Source organism: Streptomyces kronopolitis (assembly GCF_050953795.1).
GTDB classification, from domain to species: domain Bacteria; phylum Actinomycetota; class Actinomycetes; order Streptomycetales; family Streptomycetaceae; genus Streptomyces; species Streptomyces kronopolitis_A.
Map to the genome: position 1 here is coordinate 6,715,992 of NZ_CP191850.1, position 15,716 is coordinate 6,731,707.

Sequence of the window (15,716 nt, forward strand, 5' to 3'; positions counted from 1 at the left end):
CGCCCGCCGCTCGCTCGCACGGTCCCGCGTCCGCCTCCCGTTCACCGTTCCCTGCGTCCCCCGCGTCCCCCGGTGTTCAGCCGGCGACGAGCGGATAGTGGTCGGAGAGGTTGGTGTACGTGTAGTCCTTGCCCCAGCTGGACACCGTCCAGGGCGCCGACTCCTCCTTCACCACGGTGTTCCGCCACCCGGCGGGGCGGGCGTGGCCGTTGCGGTGCAGGACGTAGTCCAGGTCCTCGCGGGGGTCGTTCGGGTAGCGGTACTTCGCGATCGAGTTCTCCTGGGTGTCGAAGGAGTAGGGGTGCCCGGTGCGGCTGTCGGCGGGCGCCAGATCGGCGTTGCCGAGCAGTGCGTGGTACTCGTCGCTGTGTGAGTCGATGTTCAGGTCGCCGGCCACCATCACCTCCTCGTCCGCCGGGATGTGCTTGGCGTCCAGGAAGGCGTCCATCTCCTTGAGCTGCTTGGCGCGGTCCGCGACGGCCTCGCCCGCCCGGCAGCCCGAGTCGGTGGACTGGGTGTGGGTGCCGACGACATGCACCTTGGTGCCGTTGACGTCCAACACCGCGTAGACGAAGCCCTTGTTGGAGAAGTAGTCCGACCCGCAGGCGTCCTTGTAGATGTACTGCTCTTTGCGGACGACGGGCCACTTGCTCAGCAGCGTGACGCCGCCGTCCTCCGGGGTGACGGCCGAGTAGGCACCGCCCGTGGCGTCCCAGCCGCCGCGGCTTCGGCCCACCACCGGCGTCTGGTACGGGTACTGCGCCGCGGCCCGGCTCTTCAGCGCGTCCGAGGTGGAGTTGTCGAAGGCCTCCTGGAGCACGACGACGTCGTTGCCCTGGAAGAAGTCCGCGTCCGTGAGGGCCTGGGCGCGGTGTTCCTGGCCCCAGTTGGGGTAGAGCGTGCGGCTCATCAGGAAGGTGTTGTAGCTGAGCACCTTCAGACGGGGGGCGGCGGTGGCCGAGGCGGAGGGGGCGACGGTCAGGGTGACGGCGGCGAGGGCCGCGGTGAGGGCAGCGATCCGGGACGTGCGCAGCGTGGAGTGCGACACTGAATCTCCCTGTGGGGGTGGGGACTTGAATCGGCGACGCTCATCCAACCAGCTAGGGTTACTTTCAGGTAGCCGCTCGGGGGGCGTGAGATGTACAGAGCAAAGCGGTAACCGGAGCGGGACCGGAGGGCTCGGCGGCCCGGGCCGGGAGTCGCAGGGGTGGGAGCCGGGAGTGCCCGCGAGGCCCGTCGCTCCCCGGGCTGCCGGCGGGCCGGCCGGCAGCCCGTCGCCGCCTGGCCGGTGTCCCCGGTAGGTGCCTCGGATGCCCGGACGGCGGGAGGCCCCGTGCGGGTGGCGCGGAACCGCTCCCTCCCACGCCGGGCGCAGGGGCCCGCCGTATGATGAGCAATGCAATGAATACGGTAGATAACGATCCAAAACCGCCGCCGGTCGGAGGGGTGCTCTGGTCGCTGGCCGGGGACATCCGCATCCTGCTGACCCTGCCGGCCGCGCTGACCATGCAGGTCGCCCACCCGGCGGTGGGTGCCGGAGTGGACGAGCACTCCGTGTTCCGTACGGATCCGTGGGGGCGCGGCGAGCGGTCGCTGACCTCGCTGCAGCTGTGGGTGTACGGCGGTGCGGGCGCGGCCGAGGAGGGGCGGCGGCTGCGGCGGCTGCACAAGACCATTCAGGGGACCGACGCGCACGGCCGCAAATACCACGCGCTGACCCCCGCTTACTACGCCTGGGTGCACGCGACCGGCTATCCCGTCTTCCGGCACGCCCAGCAGTATCTCGGCCGCCCCTTCACCGAGGCGCAGGAGCGGCAGCTGTACGCGGAGTGGTTGCAGGTCGGCCGGGTGCTGGGCATCCACGACCGCGATATGCCGCAGAGCATCGAGGAGTTCTGGCCGTATTACCGCAAGGTCCTCGACAACGAATGCGAAGCGACCGTCGTGGTGCGGGAGTTGATCGCACCGGACCAGCCGGTCCCCGCGCCGGACCGCGGCCCCCGGTGGCTGCGTCTGCTCCTGCGAGCGGTCTGGCCGTGGCTGTGTCCGCGGTTCACCCGTGTCCGGCGCTTCCTGTCGATCGGGCTGATGCCGCCGGACGCCCGCGAGGCCCTGGGGCTGGAGTGGACGGACGCGCAGGAGCGCAGGCTGCGCCGCTTCGGCCGGGTGGTGCGCGCCGTGGTGCCGGTCCTTCCGGAGCGGCTGCGCTTCCTGCCGCTCGCCTGCCGGGCCCGCCGGGCGGCGCGCGGCTGAGGCCGCGGCACGCACACGGAGCCGGGGGTGTCCCCGGCTCCGTGCGAAGGGTGCCGAGCCGGCCGGCTCAGTGGCCGTGCACTTCGTGCACGCCGTGGGTGGCCGCCGCGATCTGCCGCCACGACCGGGGCTCGGCGACGGCGGTGTGCGACGCCCCGAGCGCCTGCCGGGCCGCGCCCGCGGCGGGCCGGGTCGGCTCGAAGAGCCAGGTGTCGAAGAAGCCGTCGAGCGACTTCCCGGACTTCTTCGAGGCGAACTTCACGAAGTCGGCGACCGAGGCGTTGCCGTACCGGTGCTCGGTCGGCCAGGACTTGAGGAGGCCGAAGAAGACCTTGTCGCCGACCTTGTTGCGGAGCGCCTGGAGGGCCAGCGCGCCACGGTCGTAGACCGCGTCGTCGAACTGATTCTCCGCGCCCGGGTTGCCCGGCCGGACCTTCCAGAACGGGTCATCGGCCGGGTGCTGGGCGTAGACGTAGTCCGCCAGCTGCTGGGCGGTGCCGTCGCCCTCCTTCTCCGACCAGAGCCACTGGCTGTAGGCCGCGAAGCCCTCGTTGATCCAGATGTCCTTCCAGTCCTTGAGCGACACGCTGTCGCCGTACCACTGGTGCGCCAGTTCGTGCACCACGACGGACACGTTGGTGCCGTTGTCGAAGGCCTTCTTCCCGTAGAACGGCCGGGTCTGGGTCTCCAGCGCGTAGTGGGCCGGCACGTTCGGCACATAGCCGCCCACGGCGTTGAACGGGTAGGGGCCGAAGACGCTCTCCAGCCACTCGGTGGCCTCGGCGGTGCGCGCGATGCTCGCCTTCGCCGACCCCTCGTTCGCGCCGAGGTCCTTGCTGACCGCGTTGATCACCGGCAGGCCGTTCGCGGTCGTGTCGGTGGTGATGTCGAACTTGCCGACGGCCAGCGTCGTCAGATACGTCGCCTGTGGCTTGTCCGAGCGCCAGTTGTAGCGCGTCCAGCCCAGCTTGGAGGACTGCGAGGCCAGGACGCCGTTGCTGAGCGCCTGGGTGCCGTCCGGGACCGCCACCGAGACGTCGTACGTCGCCTTGTCGGTGGGGTGGTCGTTGCTGGGGAACCACCACACGGCGGCGTCCGGCTCCTGCGCGACCACACCGCCGTCGGGCGTGCGGGCCCAGCCGCTGTAGTTGTCGATCTTCACCTCGGAGGGCTTGCCCGCGTAGCGCACGACGACGCTGATCTGCTTGCCCTTCTCCAGCGGGGCGGCCGGGGTGACCTCCAGCTCGTGCTTGCCGGAGGTGGCGAAGCGGGCCTTCTTGCCGTTGACCCGGATCTCGCTGACCTTCAGCGCGAAGTCCAGGTTGAAGCGGGAGAGATCCTGGGTGGTGGTGGCGAGCAGCGTCGCCGTGCCCTGGAGCAGGTCCGTCTTCGGCTGGTATTTGAGCCGCAGATCGTAGTGGGAAACGTCGTATCCGCCGTTCCCGCTCTCGGGGTAGTAGGTGTCGCCCACACCCGGAGCGCCCGGGGTGAAGTCGGCCGCGGAGGCCGGGACCGCCAGCACCAGGCTGAGTGCGGCCGCGCCCGGGACGAGGAGTCTGTGACGCACGAGTCCTCCAACTCGTAGGGGGGATGGCTCTGTTCAGACCCTATGTACACCGCCGGGCCGGCGTCATGTACATGGCCTCATCTGACACATGGCCGACATGAACGCCTTCCGGCCACTCCCCGCCCCGTACTCGCCCCCGTCTCGTCACCCGGCGCACATCCGTCGTCACCCGCACCCTTACGCACGGGAGTTGGACCGCGCTACCGTCCGCCTCGTGACCAGTCCTGCGCGAATCCCCCGCATCTCCTTCACAGCGCTCGTGTCGGCGGCCGTCGCCGCCCTGCTGTGCGCTCTGCTCGGGCCGTCCGCCGCGCAGGCGGCGCCCGGCGAGAGCAGACCCGTCTACTCCTACGACCACGCGATACGCGAATCGGTCTGGGTGGACACGGGGCTCGACGGCGACGCGGACGGCCGGACCGACCGGGTCGCCGCCGACATCGTGCGGCCCGCCGAACCCGCCCGGCAGGGCCGCCGGATACCCGTGATCATGGACGCGAGTCCGTACTACTCGTGCTGCGGGCGCGGCAACGAGAGCCAGAAGAAGACCTATGACGACCGGGGCCGACCCGCCGGGTTCCCGCTCTTCTACGACAACTACTTCGTGCCGCGCGGCTATGCGACGGTCCTCGTCGACCTCGCGGGGACCAACCGCTCGGACGGCTGCGTGGATGTCGGCGGCCCCTCCGACGTCCGGTCGGCCCGGGCCGTGGTCGACTGGCTCGCCGGCCGGGGCCGCGCCTACACCGCCCGGACCGGCGGCAGACCCGTCAGGGCGGGCTGGTCCAACGGCCGTACCGGCATGATCGGCAAGAGCTGGGACGCCACCATCGCCAACGGCGTCGCGGCGACCGGTGTCGGCGGGCTGAAAACCATCGTCCCGATCTCCGGGATCTCCTCCTGGTACGACTACTACTTCTCCCAGGGCGCCCCGCTCTACGACTCCGGGCCCGACTCCCTGGCGAGCCTGGTCGAGAGCCCAGAGGCCGGCACGCACTGCGCCGCGGTGCAGCGCGCGCTCGCCGCCGGCGCCCCGCGCAGCGGCGACTGGACGCCGCTGTGGACCGCGCGCGACTACGTCCGCGCCGCGGGCAAGGTCCGGGCCAGCGTCTTCCTCGTCCACGGCATGCAGGACCTCAACGTCCGCACCCGGCACGCCGGTCAGTGGTGGGACGCGCTCGCCCGGCACGGCGTCGAGCGCAAGATCTGGCTGTCCCGGACCGGGCACGTCGACCCCTTCGACTACCGCCGCGGCGCGTGGGTCACGACCCTGCACCACTGGTTCGACCACTATCTGATGGGCTACGACAACGGCATCGAGCGGACCCCGGGGGCCGATGTCGAGCGCTCGCCGGGCCACTGGTCCACCGACGCGCGATGGCCCGCACCCGGCACCGCGACGACCGTCCTGCGGCCGCGCGGCGGCAGCGCGCCCGGCGTCGGCCTCCTGGGCACCGCCAGGGCGCCGCGGGGCGCGACCGAGACCTTCACCGACGACCCGCGGCACGGCGAGGCCGACTGGGCCGCCCGGGCCGGCCAATCCACTCCGGACAAGGCCGGTTTCAGCACCGGGGCGCTGAGCGGCCCGCTGCGGCTGTCCGGCTCCGGAACGGTCACGGTCACCGCCACCCCGAGCACCTCGACCGCCCACCTCTCCGCCGTCCTGGTGGACCTCGGGCCCGCCACCATCCGCAACTACACCGCCGACGGCGAGGGCATCACCACGCTCGACAAGCGGACCTGCTGGGGCGAGGGCACCCCGGCCGACACCGGCTGCTTCAAGGAGACCGCCGCCGACACGAAGAGGGTGGCGTACACCGTCTTCAGCCGCGGCTGGGCCGACCTCGGCACCTACGCCGACGCCCGCAAGGGCCGCCCGCTCACCCCCGGAAAGCCGTACACGATCACTTTGCACCTCGCCGCGAGCGACCATGTCGTGCCCGCCGGACACCGGCTCGCGCTCCTCGTGGGCGGCACCGACGCCGGGCTGATCGACCCGCCCGCCTCCCGCCCGGCGCTCACCCTCGACCTGTCCCGCACCTCCGCCGCGCTCCCGCTGACCGGCGGCGCCCCCGCCTTCGCGCGGGCCACCGCGGGCGCGCCCCGGCCCCCGTCGGGCGGCGCCCCGCTGGACGGCCTGGCCCCGCCGCACGCCCCGAGCCGGCTGCCGGCCGGGGGCTGACCGCCCGGCACCGTACCGGCGCGCCACGACCGCCGGGGCCGCCCACCGCGGGCGGCCCCGCCCCACCCCCACCGCTCACCCAAGGGAGGCACCCCCTCGTGACACCCCGCTCCCACCGCCTCGCCCGAGGGATGCTGGCCATCGGACTGACGGCCACCCTCGGCGCGACCCTGCCGGCCCCTCCCGCCGGCGCCACCGGAACCCCCGCACCCCGTACGGGATTCGAGACCAGCCACGGTGCCCACTGGACCGGCGAGGCCGAGGAAGCGGAATTCCTCGCCGCCGTCGACCGCGGATCCGCGCGCGTGCGCATCGACCGGATCGGCACCACGGCGCAGGGCCGCCCGATCCGGCTCGTACGGATCGGCGCGCCGGCTCCCGCCCGCCCCGCGGACGTACGGCGCGGCAACTCCGTCCTGCTGACCTGCTCCCAGCACGGCGACGAGCCCTCCGGGCGCGAGGCGTGCCTGACCACCGTGCGCGCCCTCGCCTACGCCCGGGACCCGGCGACCCGGCACTTCCTGGCGCGGACCAGCGTGCTGGTCATCCCGACCGCCAACCCCGACGGCCGGGCCGCCGACACCCGCGGCAACTCCGACGGCGTGGACATCAACCGCGACCACCTCGCCCTGAAGACCGCCGAGGCCCGCGCGATGGCCGTCGTCCTGCGCGACTACCGCCCCGACACCGTCTACGACCTGCACGAGTACGGGCCCACCGTCCCGTACTACCGCAAGGACGTGCTGTCGCTGTGGCCGCGCAACCTCAACACCGCGGACCGGGTGCACCGCGAAGCCGCCACGCTCTCCCAGGACTTCGTGACGCCCGCCGTCCGCCGGGCCGGCTACTCCGCCGGCGTCTACGGCATCTGGACCGACCCGGAGACCGGCGACCCCGTCAAGCAGGTCGCGGGCGACGGGCAGGAGCGGATTCTGCGCAACACCGCGGGGGTGAAGGGCTCGCTCGGCATGCTGGTCGAGACCCGGGTCGACGCGCTGACCGACGCCGAGAAGGCCGACCCCGCACGCAACAACCGGCGCCGGGTGCGCTCCCAGCTCGCCGCGCTCAAGGGCGCGTTCACCTTCCTGGACCGGCACCGCCCGGCCATCGAGGCGGCCACCACCGCCGCCCGCCGCGCCGGTGCCACCGACCGCGGACCGGTCTACCTCGGCGGCGCGGACAACGAACCCGCCACTGACGCACAGATCCTGACCGACCCGCCCTGCGCCTACCGCTTGGACGCGCGGCGGTTCGCACAGGTCAGGGACGTGCTGGCGGGGCACGGGGTGCACTGGGAGCGCGAGGGCGACGGCGTGGTCGTCCCGCTGCGCCAGCCGCTGCGCGCGCTCGTCCCCCTGCTGCTGGACCAGCGGGCCGCCTCGCACGTCACGGCCGCGACGCCCCTGAACGTCTGCCCCCGTGTGGCAGGGGGCAACGGGTCGGGAAAATATGGCTCTTTGAAAGGTTGACAGGTGTCGGACCGCGGGACGCCGCCCAGGCGATGGACACCGCGATGGCCACTGCGATGTTCCACCGGACGCTGCACCCGTGGGCGATCTACGGGGCCGTGGGGCTGGCCATCGCCTACAGCTGCTTCCGGAGGGGGCGGCGGCAGACCATCAGCGCGGTGTTCACGCCGCTGATCGGCACCCGGCGCGTGAACGGTCGGTGCGGCCGGATCATCGACATCCTGGCCATCTTCGCCACCCTCTTCGGCTCCGCGGCCTCGCTCGGGCTCGGGGCACTGCGGATCGGCAGCGGCCTGACGGTGCTCGGCTGGACGGACGGCGTCGGCACCGGCCTGCTGGTCGTCATCATCACGGTGCCGACCCTCGCCTTCATCCTGTCCGCGGTCTCCGGCATCGCCAAGGGCGTCCAGCTGCTGTCGAACATCACCTTGGTGCTGGCGGTGACCCCGGCGGTCGTGTTCGTGGTCGGGCCGACCGTCCTCGTCCTCAACCTGGTCCCGACCTCCCTCGCCTCGTTCCTCGGCATGGTCATCGCCCGGATCAGCCGGGGCCGCACGATCCGTCGGTTCACCGGCGGCGTCATCCTCGTCCCGAGCGTGGTGAGCCTGGGTGTGGTTCGCGGCGTTCGGCGGCTCGGCCGTGAAGCTCCGGGCGACCGGGCGACCGGGCGGCTGGGCCACGCCGGCACCCCCGAGGGCCAGCTCTTCGACGTCCTGCACCGGTACCCGCTCGCCACGGCGATGAGCATCCTGGTCATGGTCCTGGCCGGCATCTTCTTCGTGTCGGGCGCCGATGCCGCGTCCCTCGTCATGGGCACCCTCTCGCAGAAGGGCACCTTCGAGCCGACCCGGCCCGTGGTGGTCTTCCGGGGCGTGGTGACCGGCGCGGTCGCCGCGGTCATGCTGCTGATCGGCGGCGGCACGGGGGACGCCCTGACGGGGTGGCAGAATCCGACGATCCTGGTCGCGGTGCCGTTCATGGTCGTGATGATCGCCATGTGCGGTGCGCTGCCGCGCGATCTGCGCAGCGATCCGCTGACCGTCCGCGACCGGCAGGGCGCCGAGGCCGGGGGAGCCGGCGGCGGTGACCGCGAGGCCGGCGGTGACACCGGCGGTGACCGCGACCGCGACGCCGACCGCGACTGCGAGACCGGCGGTGACCGCTACCGCGAGACCGCCGAGGGCCGGCAGCCGGCGCGCGGGTCCGGGAGGGGCCACCCGGCCATGACGAAGGGGCCCCTCCACGGCTGTTCTGCCGCGGAGGGGCCCCTCGCCGGACCGGACGGTTACTTCTTGAAGCCGTAGTCCATCAGCTTCTTGGCGTCCGCGGTGCGGTTGGCCACCGAGGAGGAGGCCAGGACCGTGCCGATGACCGTCTTGCTGCCCCGGGTGGCGGCGAAGACCAGGCAGTACTTGGCCTCCGGACCCGAGCCGGTCTTGACGCCGATGGTGCCCGCGTAGCTGCCCAGCAGATTGTTGGTGTTGGTCCACGACATGTAGCGGTAGCCACCGCTCTTCGTCGTGACCTTCTGCTTGGTCGACTTGGTCTTCACGACCGTGCGGAACGTCGAGTACTTCATCGCGTTGCTGGCGAGCTTCGTCAGGTCGCGCGGGGTCGAGTAGTTCCCGCCGCTGCCGATGCCGTCGAACGAGTCGAAGCGCGTGTTCGTCAGACCGAGGCTCTTGGCCGTGCTGTTCATCTTGCCGATGAACGACTTCACCCGCGCGGCCCGGGTCGAGCCGCTGCCGAACTTGTCGGCCAGCGCGTACGCCGCGTCGCAGCCGGACGGCAGCATCAGCCCGTACAGCAGCTGGCGGACCGTGAGCTTGTCACCGACGATCAGATGCGCCGACGACGCCGTCTTGGAGACGATGTAGTCGCTGTACGCCTTCTGGACCGTGACCTTGGAGTCAAGGTTGAGGTTCTGCTGCGCCAGCACCACCCGAGCCGTCATGATCTTGGTGGTGGAGCCGGTGGAGAGTCGGGAGTCCGCGGCCTTGGTGAAGAGGGACTTCCCCGTGCCGTTGTTCATCACGAAACCGCCCTTGGCGGTGATCGTGGGGGTTTTGAGCGTGGCGGCCTGCGCCGGGGACGTGAACGCCCCGGCCGTCAGGACGGCTCCCGCGGTGACGGCCACCGCGGACACGCGCCGAATGCCCTTAATGCCGATTTTCAAGTGAATGCTCCAAATGAAATGCCCCTGCTGTGCGGCCCCATGAGAGTGCCGCTCGGAGGTGAGACGCGTGAAACAGGCGGATGGATGCACTCACGGGGCGGCAAATATGTTCGTGTCCGCATGCCGGACGGCGGCCGGGCGGCCGCGACGGCACACCTAGGCCCGCTCGCCGCTCCGGATCTCCCGTACGGTCCGCAGGACTTCGTCCGCGCAGCCCCACGCCACGGTCACGCCCGCGCCGCCGTGCCCGTAGTTGTGGACGCACACCGTGCCGCCGGCCAGCCGCTCCGCCTCCAGCCGCACCGCCGGCCGGGCCGGGCGCAGCCCCACCCTGTGCTCCAGGATCCGGGCCTGCGCGAGCGCGGGGACGTGCCGGGCGCACCGTGCCACGATGGCCCGGGCCACCTCCGGATCGGGCTCCCGCGACCAGGCGTGCTCCACGGCCGTACCGCCGAGGACCAGTCCGTAGGGCTGCGGCAGCAGATAGGTGGTGTCCGCCGCGCCGGTGTCGGCGCAGACGTACCACTCCTCGATCCCGGGGTTCTCCACGATCACCAACTGGCCCTGGACCGGATGGACGTCCGGATCGGGTACCAGGTCACGGGCGCCGAGTCCGGAGCAGTTCACGAGCAGGCCCGCCGACCGGCCGGCCTCCTCCAGGGAGGCGACCGTACGCTGCTCCACGGTGGCGCCGGCGGCCGTCAGCCGCCCTTCCAGGTACCGGAGATGGGCCGGCATGTCGACGAGCGGGGTCCGGGCCCGCCACCCGGAGGCGGACCCGGCGAGCAGCTCGTCCGGGCGCGCCCGCCGCAGGCCCGGGACCGCCTCGTACCAGGCGGCCAGGCCGTCCTCGACGCCGTCGTCCGGCTCGTGCGGGGTGTCCTCCCCGGGGGCCGTGCCCACCGCCATCGTGCCGGTCACCATCCGGGCGCCCGTCTCCTGCGGCCGCCGGGCGAGGGCGGTGAGCGCCTGGAAGGACCGGACCGACCAGCGCACGGCCCGCTCGTACGGCTGGATGCGGTAGGGCCAGCACAGTCCGCCGGCCACCGCGGACGTCGTCGCCCCGGCCGCCGCACCGCGCAGCAGCCGTACCCGCAGCCCGTCCTCCGCCAGCGCGATCGCCGAGGTCAGCCCGATCACGCCGCCGCCGATCACCCATATGTCGTCCGTCCTGAGCGTCATGGTGCGACGCTAACCCGTGCGGCCCGGGAAGCCGAGGGGCGGCGAAGGGCGCGGGCCGGGGCGCCGGCCCGGGGGCGGCCGCCTTCTCGCCGCCCACCTGTGATCTTGCGGTAACCCCGCAGCAGCGAGGCGGACAAGCCCCGCGCTTACGCTGGGAACACCACCGTCGGCCGATGTCGCCCTTCGGATCCCGCCGGACCGGCCCGCCCGCCGTCCGGGCGTCGTCGTCTGAGGAGGCCCATGCTCCGCGCGCAGCGCGCCGTGCCCGCCTGGCTGGCCCATCCCTTCCGCTGGCAGCGGCTGCCCGTGCCCTGGGCGGCCGTGGCCCGCGGCGCGCTGTGCGCGGGGCCGCTGCTGGGCGCGGGCATCGCCACCGGCCACCCGGCGCCCGGCGTGCTGGCCGGGCTCGGCTCGATGCTGGCGGGGGTCAACGACCGCCCCGGCACGCGGCGCACGGGCATCGTCCACATCGGGCTGCCGGCCCTCGCCTCGGCGCTCGGCATGCTGATCGGAGCCTCCTTGCAGGCGGCCGGGGCGGGCTGGTGGCTCGTGCCGGCGCTGTTCGCCGTCGGCTTCGTCTCCGGCGCGGGCAGCGTGGCCGGACCGGTGCGCTCCAACGCCGGGATGCAGATGCTGGCCGCCACCGTTCTCGGCGCCGGGGTGCCGCTGCCCGGCGCGCCCTGGACGAAGGCCCTCTACGTCCTCGCCGGCTGTCTGTGGCTGCTCCTGCTGCGGCTGGCCCTGCGCTCGCCGCGGCCCGCCGGCGGGCCGCTCAGTGGTGAGCGGGCGGCCGTCGCCACGGTCTTCGACGCGCTCGCCGACGCCCTGGGCGCGGCCGGCGGGCCCGGTGCCGAGGCCGCCCGGCGCCGACTGACCGCCGCCCTGGACCGCGCCGACGAGGCGCTGCGGCTGCGCCGGCTCACCAGCCGGCTGCTACACCGTCCGGCCCGTGCCGAAGAACTGCTGCTCACCGAGCGGTTCGCCGCGGCCACCGCGCTGTGCGAGGCGAGCGTCGCGCTGTTGTGGGAGGCCCGGCCGCTGCCGCCCCGGGTGGCGCGGAGCCCCCGCCGGTTCGCCGACGCGCTGCGCACCGGAGGCTCCCCGGGCCGGGTGGCCGCCCCGGAGACCAGTACGGCCGGCCGCGGCGCCTTCGACCGGGCGCTGCTGGACGCCGCGGTCGCCTTCGCCCGTCAGGAGCCGCTGCCCGGCACGGAGCCGGACCCGGCGCCGCGCGGGCGCCCCGGCCGGGCGCGGGTGCCGGTGGCCGTGGCCGGCCGCGCGCTGGCGGCCGTCGGCGGCCGGACCCGGCGCGGCCGCAGCCTGTTCGGGCCCGCCGGGCGCGACTACGGGCTGCGGGTCGCCGTCTGCATCGCGGCGAGCGCCGCCGTGGCCCTGCTGCTGCGCGCCGACCACTGGTACTGGCTCCCGGCGACCGCGACCTTCCTCGTCAAGCCGGACCTGGGGCCGCTCTTCTCGCGTACGGTCAACCGCTTCGCCGGGACCGTCGCCGGTGTGCTGGTCTTCGCCGGGGCGGGGCTGCTGCTGACCGGCACCTGGTGGCCGGCGCTGGCGGCCGCCGCGGGCGGGGCGCTGCTGCCGTTCGCCACCCGGCACTTCGCGCTCCAGACCGTCGCGATCACCCTCATGGTGCTGGCGTTCGTGACCGTGAGCGGTGATCCCCAGGCCGCCGCCGAGCGGATCGTCGACACCTCCCTCGCCTGCGGCATCGTCCTCGTCGTCGGGCATCTGCCGCACCTCGCCGATCCGCGGCGGCGGGTCGGCCACCGCGTGACCGCCGCGCTGCGGGCCGCCGAGGACTTCCTGCGGCACGTCCTGGAGGCCGAACCGGGCGCGGACCCCACCGCGCGGCTGGCGCTGCGCCGCGCTGCCTACCGGGCGCTGGCCGAGGCCAGGGCGGCGGCGGAGACCGCGGCGGCCGAACTCCTCGCGGCCCGCGACCGCAACCCCGACTGGCTGACCGTGGTGACCGCGGCCGAACGCATCGTGGACGCCGCGACCGCCTGCGCGGTACGCCTCGACCACGGCGCCCACCGTCCGCCGACGGCCGAGGCCGAGCGGCTGTGCCTGGCGCTGTCGGCGATGGCGGACGCCCTGGAGGATCCGCGCCGCCCGTCCGGCACCGGTCTGCCGGGCGCGGCGCTGCGGCCGGTCCCGGACTGCGCCACGCTCACGGACGTGGCGGCGGAACTGGAGCGCATCCGCGGGTACGCCGGCGCCGGCTGAACCGTCGGCGTACGGCCCGGCAGCGGCGGGCACCCCCGCCGCTGCCGGTGAGCCTCAGCGGCCGCCGCGCTCCTTGCCCAGCAGCCCGGCCCGCCGCAGGGCGTCCGCCATCGCGTCGTTGGCGGGCGCGGCGTCCCGGCCGCCCCGCCGATCGCCGCCCCGCCGGTCGCCGCCGCGCCGGCCGTCGCCGCCCTGCCGCTGCCGCGGGGCACCGCCCCGGCCGCTTTCCCGGCCGCCGTCGCGCGGTCCGCGGCCGCCGCCCGTGCCGCCGCCGCGGCGCTCGCCGCCACCGGCCGGCTTGCCGTCCTTGCCGTGCTCGTCCTCCAGCCGCAGCGTCAGCGAGATCCGCTTGCGGGGAATGTCGACATCGAGCACCTTGACGCGCACGATGTCGCCCGGCTTCACCACGTCCCGCGGGTCCTTGACGAAGGTCTTCGACATCGCAGAGACGTGGACCAGGCCGTCCTGGTGGACACCGACGTCCACGAACGCCCCGAAGGCGGCGACATTGGTCACCACGCCCTCCAGGATCATCCCCGGCTGCAGATCGCCGATCTTCTCCACGCCCTCCTTGAAGGCCGCGGTCTTGAACCCCGGACGCGGGTCGCGGCCCGGCTTCTCCAGCTCCTGGAGGATGTCGCCGACCGTCGGCAGACCGAAGGAGTCGTCGACGAAGTCGGCGGCCTTCAGGCCGCGCAGCACCGTGGTGTTGCCGATCAGCGAGCCGACCTCGGTGCCCGCCGACTTCACCATCCGCCGCACCACCGGGTACGCCTCCGGGTGCACGCTGGACGCGTCCAGCGGGTCGTCGCCGCCCCGGATCCGCAGGAAACCCGCGCACTGCTCGTACGCCTTCGGGCCGAGCCGCGCCACGTCCTTGAGGGCCTTGCGGGAGCGGAACGGGCCGTTGCCGTCCCGGTGCGCGACGATGTTCTCGGCGAGCCCGGAGCCGATGCCCGACACGCGGGACAACAACGGCGCGGAGGCGGTGTTGACGTCCACCCCGACGCCGTTGACACAGTCCTCGACGACCGCGTCGAGCGAGCGCGACAGCTTCACCTCGGACAGGTCGTGCTGGTATTGGCCCACCCCGATCGACTTCGGGTCGATCTTGACCAGCTCGGCCAGCGGGTCCTGGAGGCGCCGGGCGATGGACACCGCGCCGCGCAGCGAGACATCCAGCTCGGGCAGCTCCTGGGAGGCGAACGCCGAGGCGGAGTACACCGAGGCACCCGCCTCGGAGACCATCACCTTCGTCAGCTTCAGTTCCGGCTGCGCGGCGATCAGATCGGCCGCCAGCTTGTCGGTCTCGCGCGAGGCGGTGCCGTTGCCGATCGCGATCAGCTCGACGTCGTGCGCGCGGGCCAGCTTCGCCAGCGTGGCCAGCGAGGCGTCCCACTTCTGCTGCGGCACATGGGGGTAGATGGTCTCCGTGGCGGCCACCTTGCCGGTCGCGTCCACCACGGCGACCTTCACGCCCGTACGGAAACCGGGGTCCAGGCCCATCGTGGCGCGCGTCCCGGCGGGCGCCGCCAGCAGCAGATCGCGCAGGTTCGACGCGAAGACCCGCACCGCCTCGTCCTCGGCGGCCTGCCGCAGCCGCAGCCGCAGATCGATCCCCAGGTGCACCTGCACCCGGGTGCGCCAGGCCCAGCGGACGGTGTCCTGCAGCCACTTGTCACCGGGCCGGCCCCGGTCGGTGATCCCGAAGCGGTGCGCGATGGACTGCTCGTAGGAGCTGGGGCCTTCGGTGACCACCGCCGGGTCCTCCGGCTCCAGGGTGAGGTCGAGGACCTCCTCCTTCTCGCCGCGGAACATCGCCAGCACCCGGTGCGAGGGCAGCGCGGTGAACGGCTCGGCGAAGTCGAAGTAGTCGGCGAACTTCGCGCCGGCCTCCTCCTTGCCCGCACGCACCTTCGCCGCGACCCGCCCGCGCGACCACATCCGCTCGCGCAGCTCGCCGATCAGATCCGCGTCCTCGCCGAACCGCTCGGTCAGGACGGCCCGCGCGCCCTCCAGGGCGGCGGCCGCGTCGGCGACGCCCTTGTCCGCGTCCACGAACGCCGCGGCGGCCGCGGCCGGTTCCGCCGACGGATCGGCCAGCAGCCCGTCGGCGAGCGGCTCCAGGCCCGCCTCCCGGGCGATCTGCGCCTTGGTACGCCGCTTGGGCTTGAACGGGAGGTAGATGTCCTCCAGGCGCGCCTTGGAATCGGCGCCGCGGATCTGCGCCTCCAGGGCCTCGTCCAGCTTGCCCTGGGACCGTACGGACTCCAGGATCGCGGCCCGCCGCTCCTCCAGCTCCCGCAGATAGCGCAGCCGTTCCTCGAGCGCGCGCAGCTGCGCGTCGTCGAGCATCTCGGTGGCTTCCTTGCGGTAGCGCGCGATGAACGGGACGGTCGAGCCGCCGTCGAGCAGTTCGACCGCGGACCTCACCTGCCGCTCCTTGACGCCGAGCTCCCCGGCGATCCTCGCTTCGATGGACCCGAGGGCCCCGATGGGCTCAGTGGATGCCGTCACGTTGATCCTGACCTGCCTTCCAGCGCTTGCATGAGCCTGCATTGTGCCGGGTGGCGGGCCGCACTGTCGTGCCGCCCAGCCGACGGGGAGTGTCCCCGGAGTTCCCCGGCCGCCCGCGGCCCGCGGGCG

Annotated in this window: 10 protein-coding genes; 5 read left to right on the forward strand and 5 right to left on the reverse strand. The window is 73.4% G+C overall.

What is annotated here, in order from left to right:
• Nucleotides 1-76 precede the first annotated feature (76 nt).
• Entirely contained in the window at nucleotides 77-1,048 is a 972-nt protein-coding gene (gene sph, locus ACQP17_RS29635; RefSeq protein ID WP_433859024.1) for a sphingomyelin phosphodiesterase, read from the reverse strand.
• Nucleotides 1,049-1,401: 353 nt separating this feature from the next.
• Between sph and ACQP17_RS29640 the strand changes: the two genes are divergently transcribed.
• On the forward strand, nucleotides 1,402-2,253 hold the full coding sequence (locus ACQP17_RS29640; protein WP_433859025.1) for an oxygenase MpaB family protein: 852 nt from the start codon (nucleotides 1,402-1,404) through the stop codon (nucleotides 2,251-2,253).
• Nucleotides 2,254-2,320: 67 nt separating this feature from the next.
• Here ACQP17_RS29640 and ACQP17_RS29645 read toward each other — a convergent pair whose 3' ends face one another.
• Nucleotides 2,321-3,820: a M1 family metallopeptidase gene (locus tag ACQP17_RS29645; RefSeq protein ID WP_433859026.1), complete on the reverse strand. Its 1,500-nt coding sequence runs from the start codon at nucleotides 3,818-3,820 to the stop codon at nucleotides 2,321-2,323.
• Between the two features lie 214 nt (nucleotides 3,821-4,034).
• Here ACQP17_RS29645 and ACQP17_RS29650 point away from each other — a divergent pair, with 214 nt between their 5' ends.
• From ACQP17_RS29650 to ACQP17_RS29660, 3 genes are all read left to right on the forward strand, one after another.
• Nucleotides 4,035-5,999 carry a Xaa-Pro dipeptidyl-peptidase gene (locus tag ACQP17_RS29650; RefSeq protein ID WP_433859027.1) on the forward strand — a complete coding sequence of 655 codons (1,965 nt, stop codon included), beginning with the start codon at nucleotides 4,035-4,037 and terminating at the stop codon, nucleotides 5,997-5,999.
• Nucleotides 6,000-6,097: 98 nt separating this feature from the next.
• A complete protein-coding gene (locus tag ACQP17_RS29655) occupies nucleotides 6,098-7,468 on the forward strand; it encodes a M14 family metallopeptidase (protein WP_433859028.1) in 1,371 nt (456 codons plus the stop codon).
• A complete protein-coding gene (locus tag ACQP17_RS29660; RefSeq protein WP_433859029.1) occupies nucleotides 7,465-8,772 on the forward strand; it encodes a BCCT family transporter in 1,308 nt (435 codons plus the stop codon). Before ACQP17_RS29655 ends, ACQP17_RS29660 begins: the two co-directional genes overlap by 4 nt.
• Here the strand turns inward: ACQP17_RS29660 and ACQP17_RS29665 are convergent.
• Both ACQP17_RS29665 and ACQP17_RS29670 read right to left on the reverse strand, forming a co-directional pair.
• Nucleotides 8,754-9,644, reverse strand: coding sequence for a D-alanyl-D-alanine carboxypeptidase family protein (locus ACQP17_RS29665; RefSeq protein ID WP_433859030.1), 891 nt, complete (start codon nucleotides 9,642-9,644; stop codon nucleotides 8,754-8,756). The genes ACQP17_RS29660 and ACQP17_RS29665 overlap by 19 nt on opposite strands.
• Nucleotides 9,645-9,800: 156 nt before the next feature.
• Nucleotides 9,801-10,826, reverse strand: a complete 1,026-nt coding sequence (locus tag ACQP17_RS29670) for an FAD-dependent oxidoreductase (protein ID WP_433859031.1) — start codon at nucleotides 10,824-10,826, stop codon at nucleotides 9,801-9,803.
• A gap of 240 nt (nucleotides 10,827-11,066) precedes the next feature.
• Between ACQP17_RS29670 and ACQP17_RS29675 the strand changes: the two genes are divergently transcribed.
• Complete coding sequence (locus ACQP17_RS29675; RefSeq protein ID WP_433859032.1) at nucleotides 11,067-13,070, forward strand: FUSC family protein; 2,004 nt, start codon at nucleotides 11,067-11,069, stop codon at nucleotides 13,068-13,070.
• 54 nt (nucleotides 13,071-13,124) lie between these two features.
• Here ACQP17_RS29675 and ACQP17_RS29680 read toward each other — a convergent pair whose 3' ends face one another.
• Nucleotides 13,125-15,587 carry a Tex family protein gene (locus ACQP17_RS29680; RefSeq protein WP_433859033.1) on the reverse strand — a complete coding sequence of 821 codons (2,463 nt, stop codon included), beginning with the start codon at nucleotides 15,585-15,587 and terminating at the stop codon, nucleotides 13,125-13,127.
• Between the last annotated feature and the right edge of the window lie 129 nt (nucleotides 15,588-15,716).

Excerpts from the sequence above, each read along its gene's own strand:
- ACQP17_RS29640 (WP_433859025.1), top strand. The coding sequence starts at position 1,402 with ATGAATACGGTAGATAACGATCCAAAACCGCCGCCGGTCGGAGGGGTG.
- ACQP17_RS29670 (WP_433859031.1), bottom strand. The coding sequence starts at position 10,826 with ATGACGCTCAGGACGGACGACATATGGGTGATCGGCGGCGGCGTGATC.
- ACQP17_RS29675 (WP_433859032.1), top strand. The coding sequence starts at position 11,067 with ATGCTCCGCGCGCAGCGCGCCGTGCCCGCCTGGCTGGCCCATCCCTTC.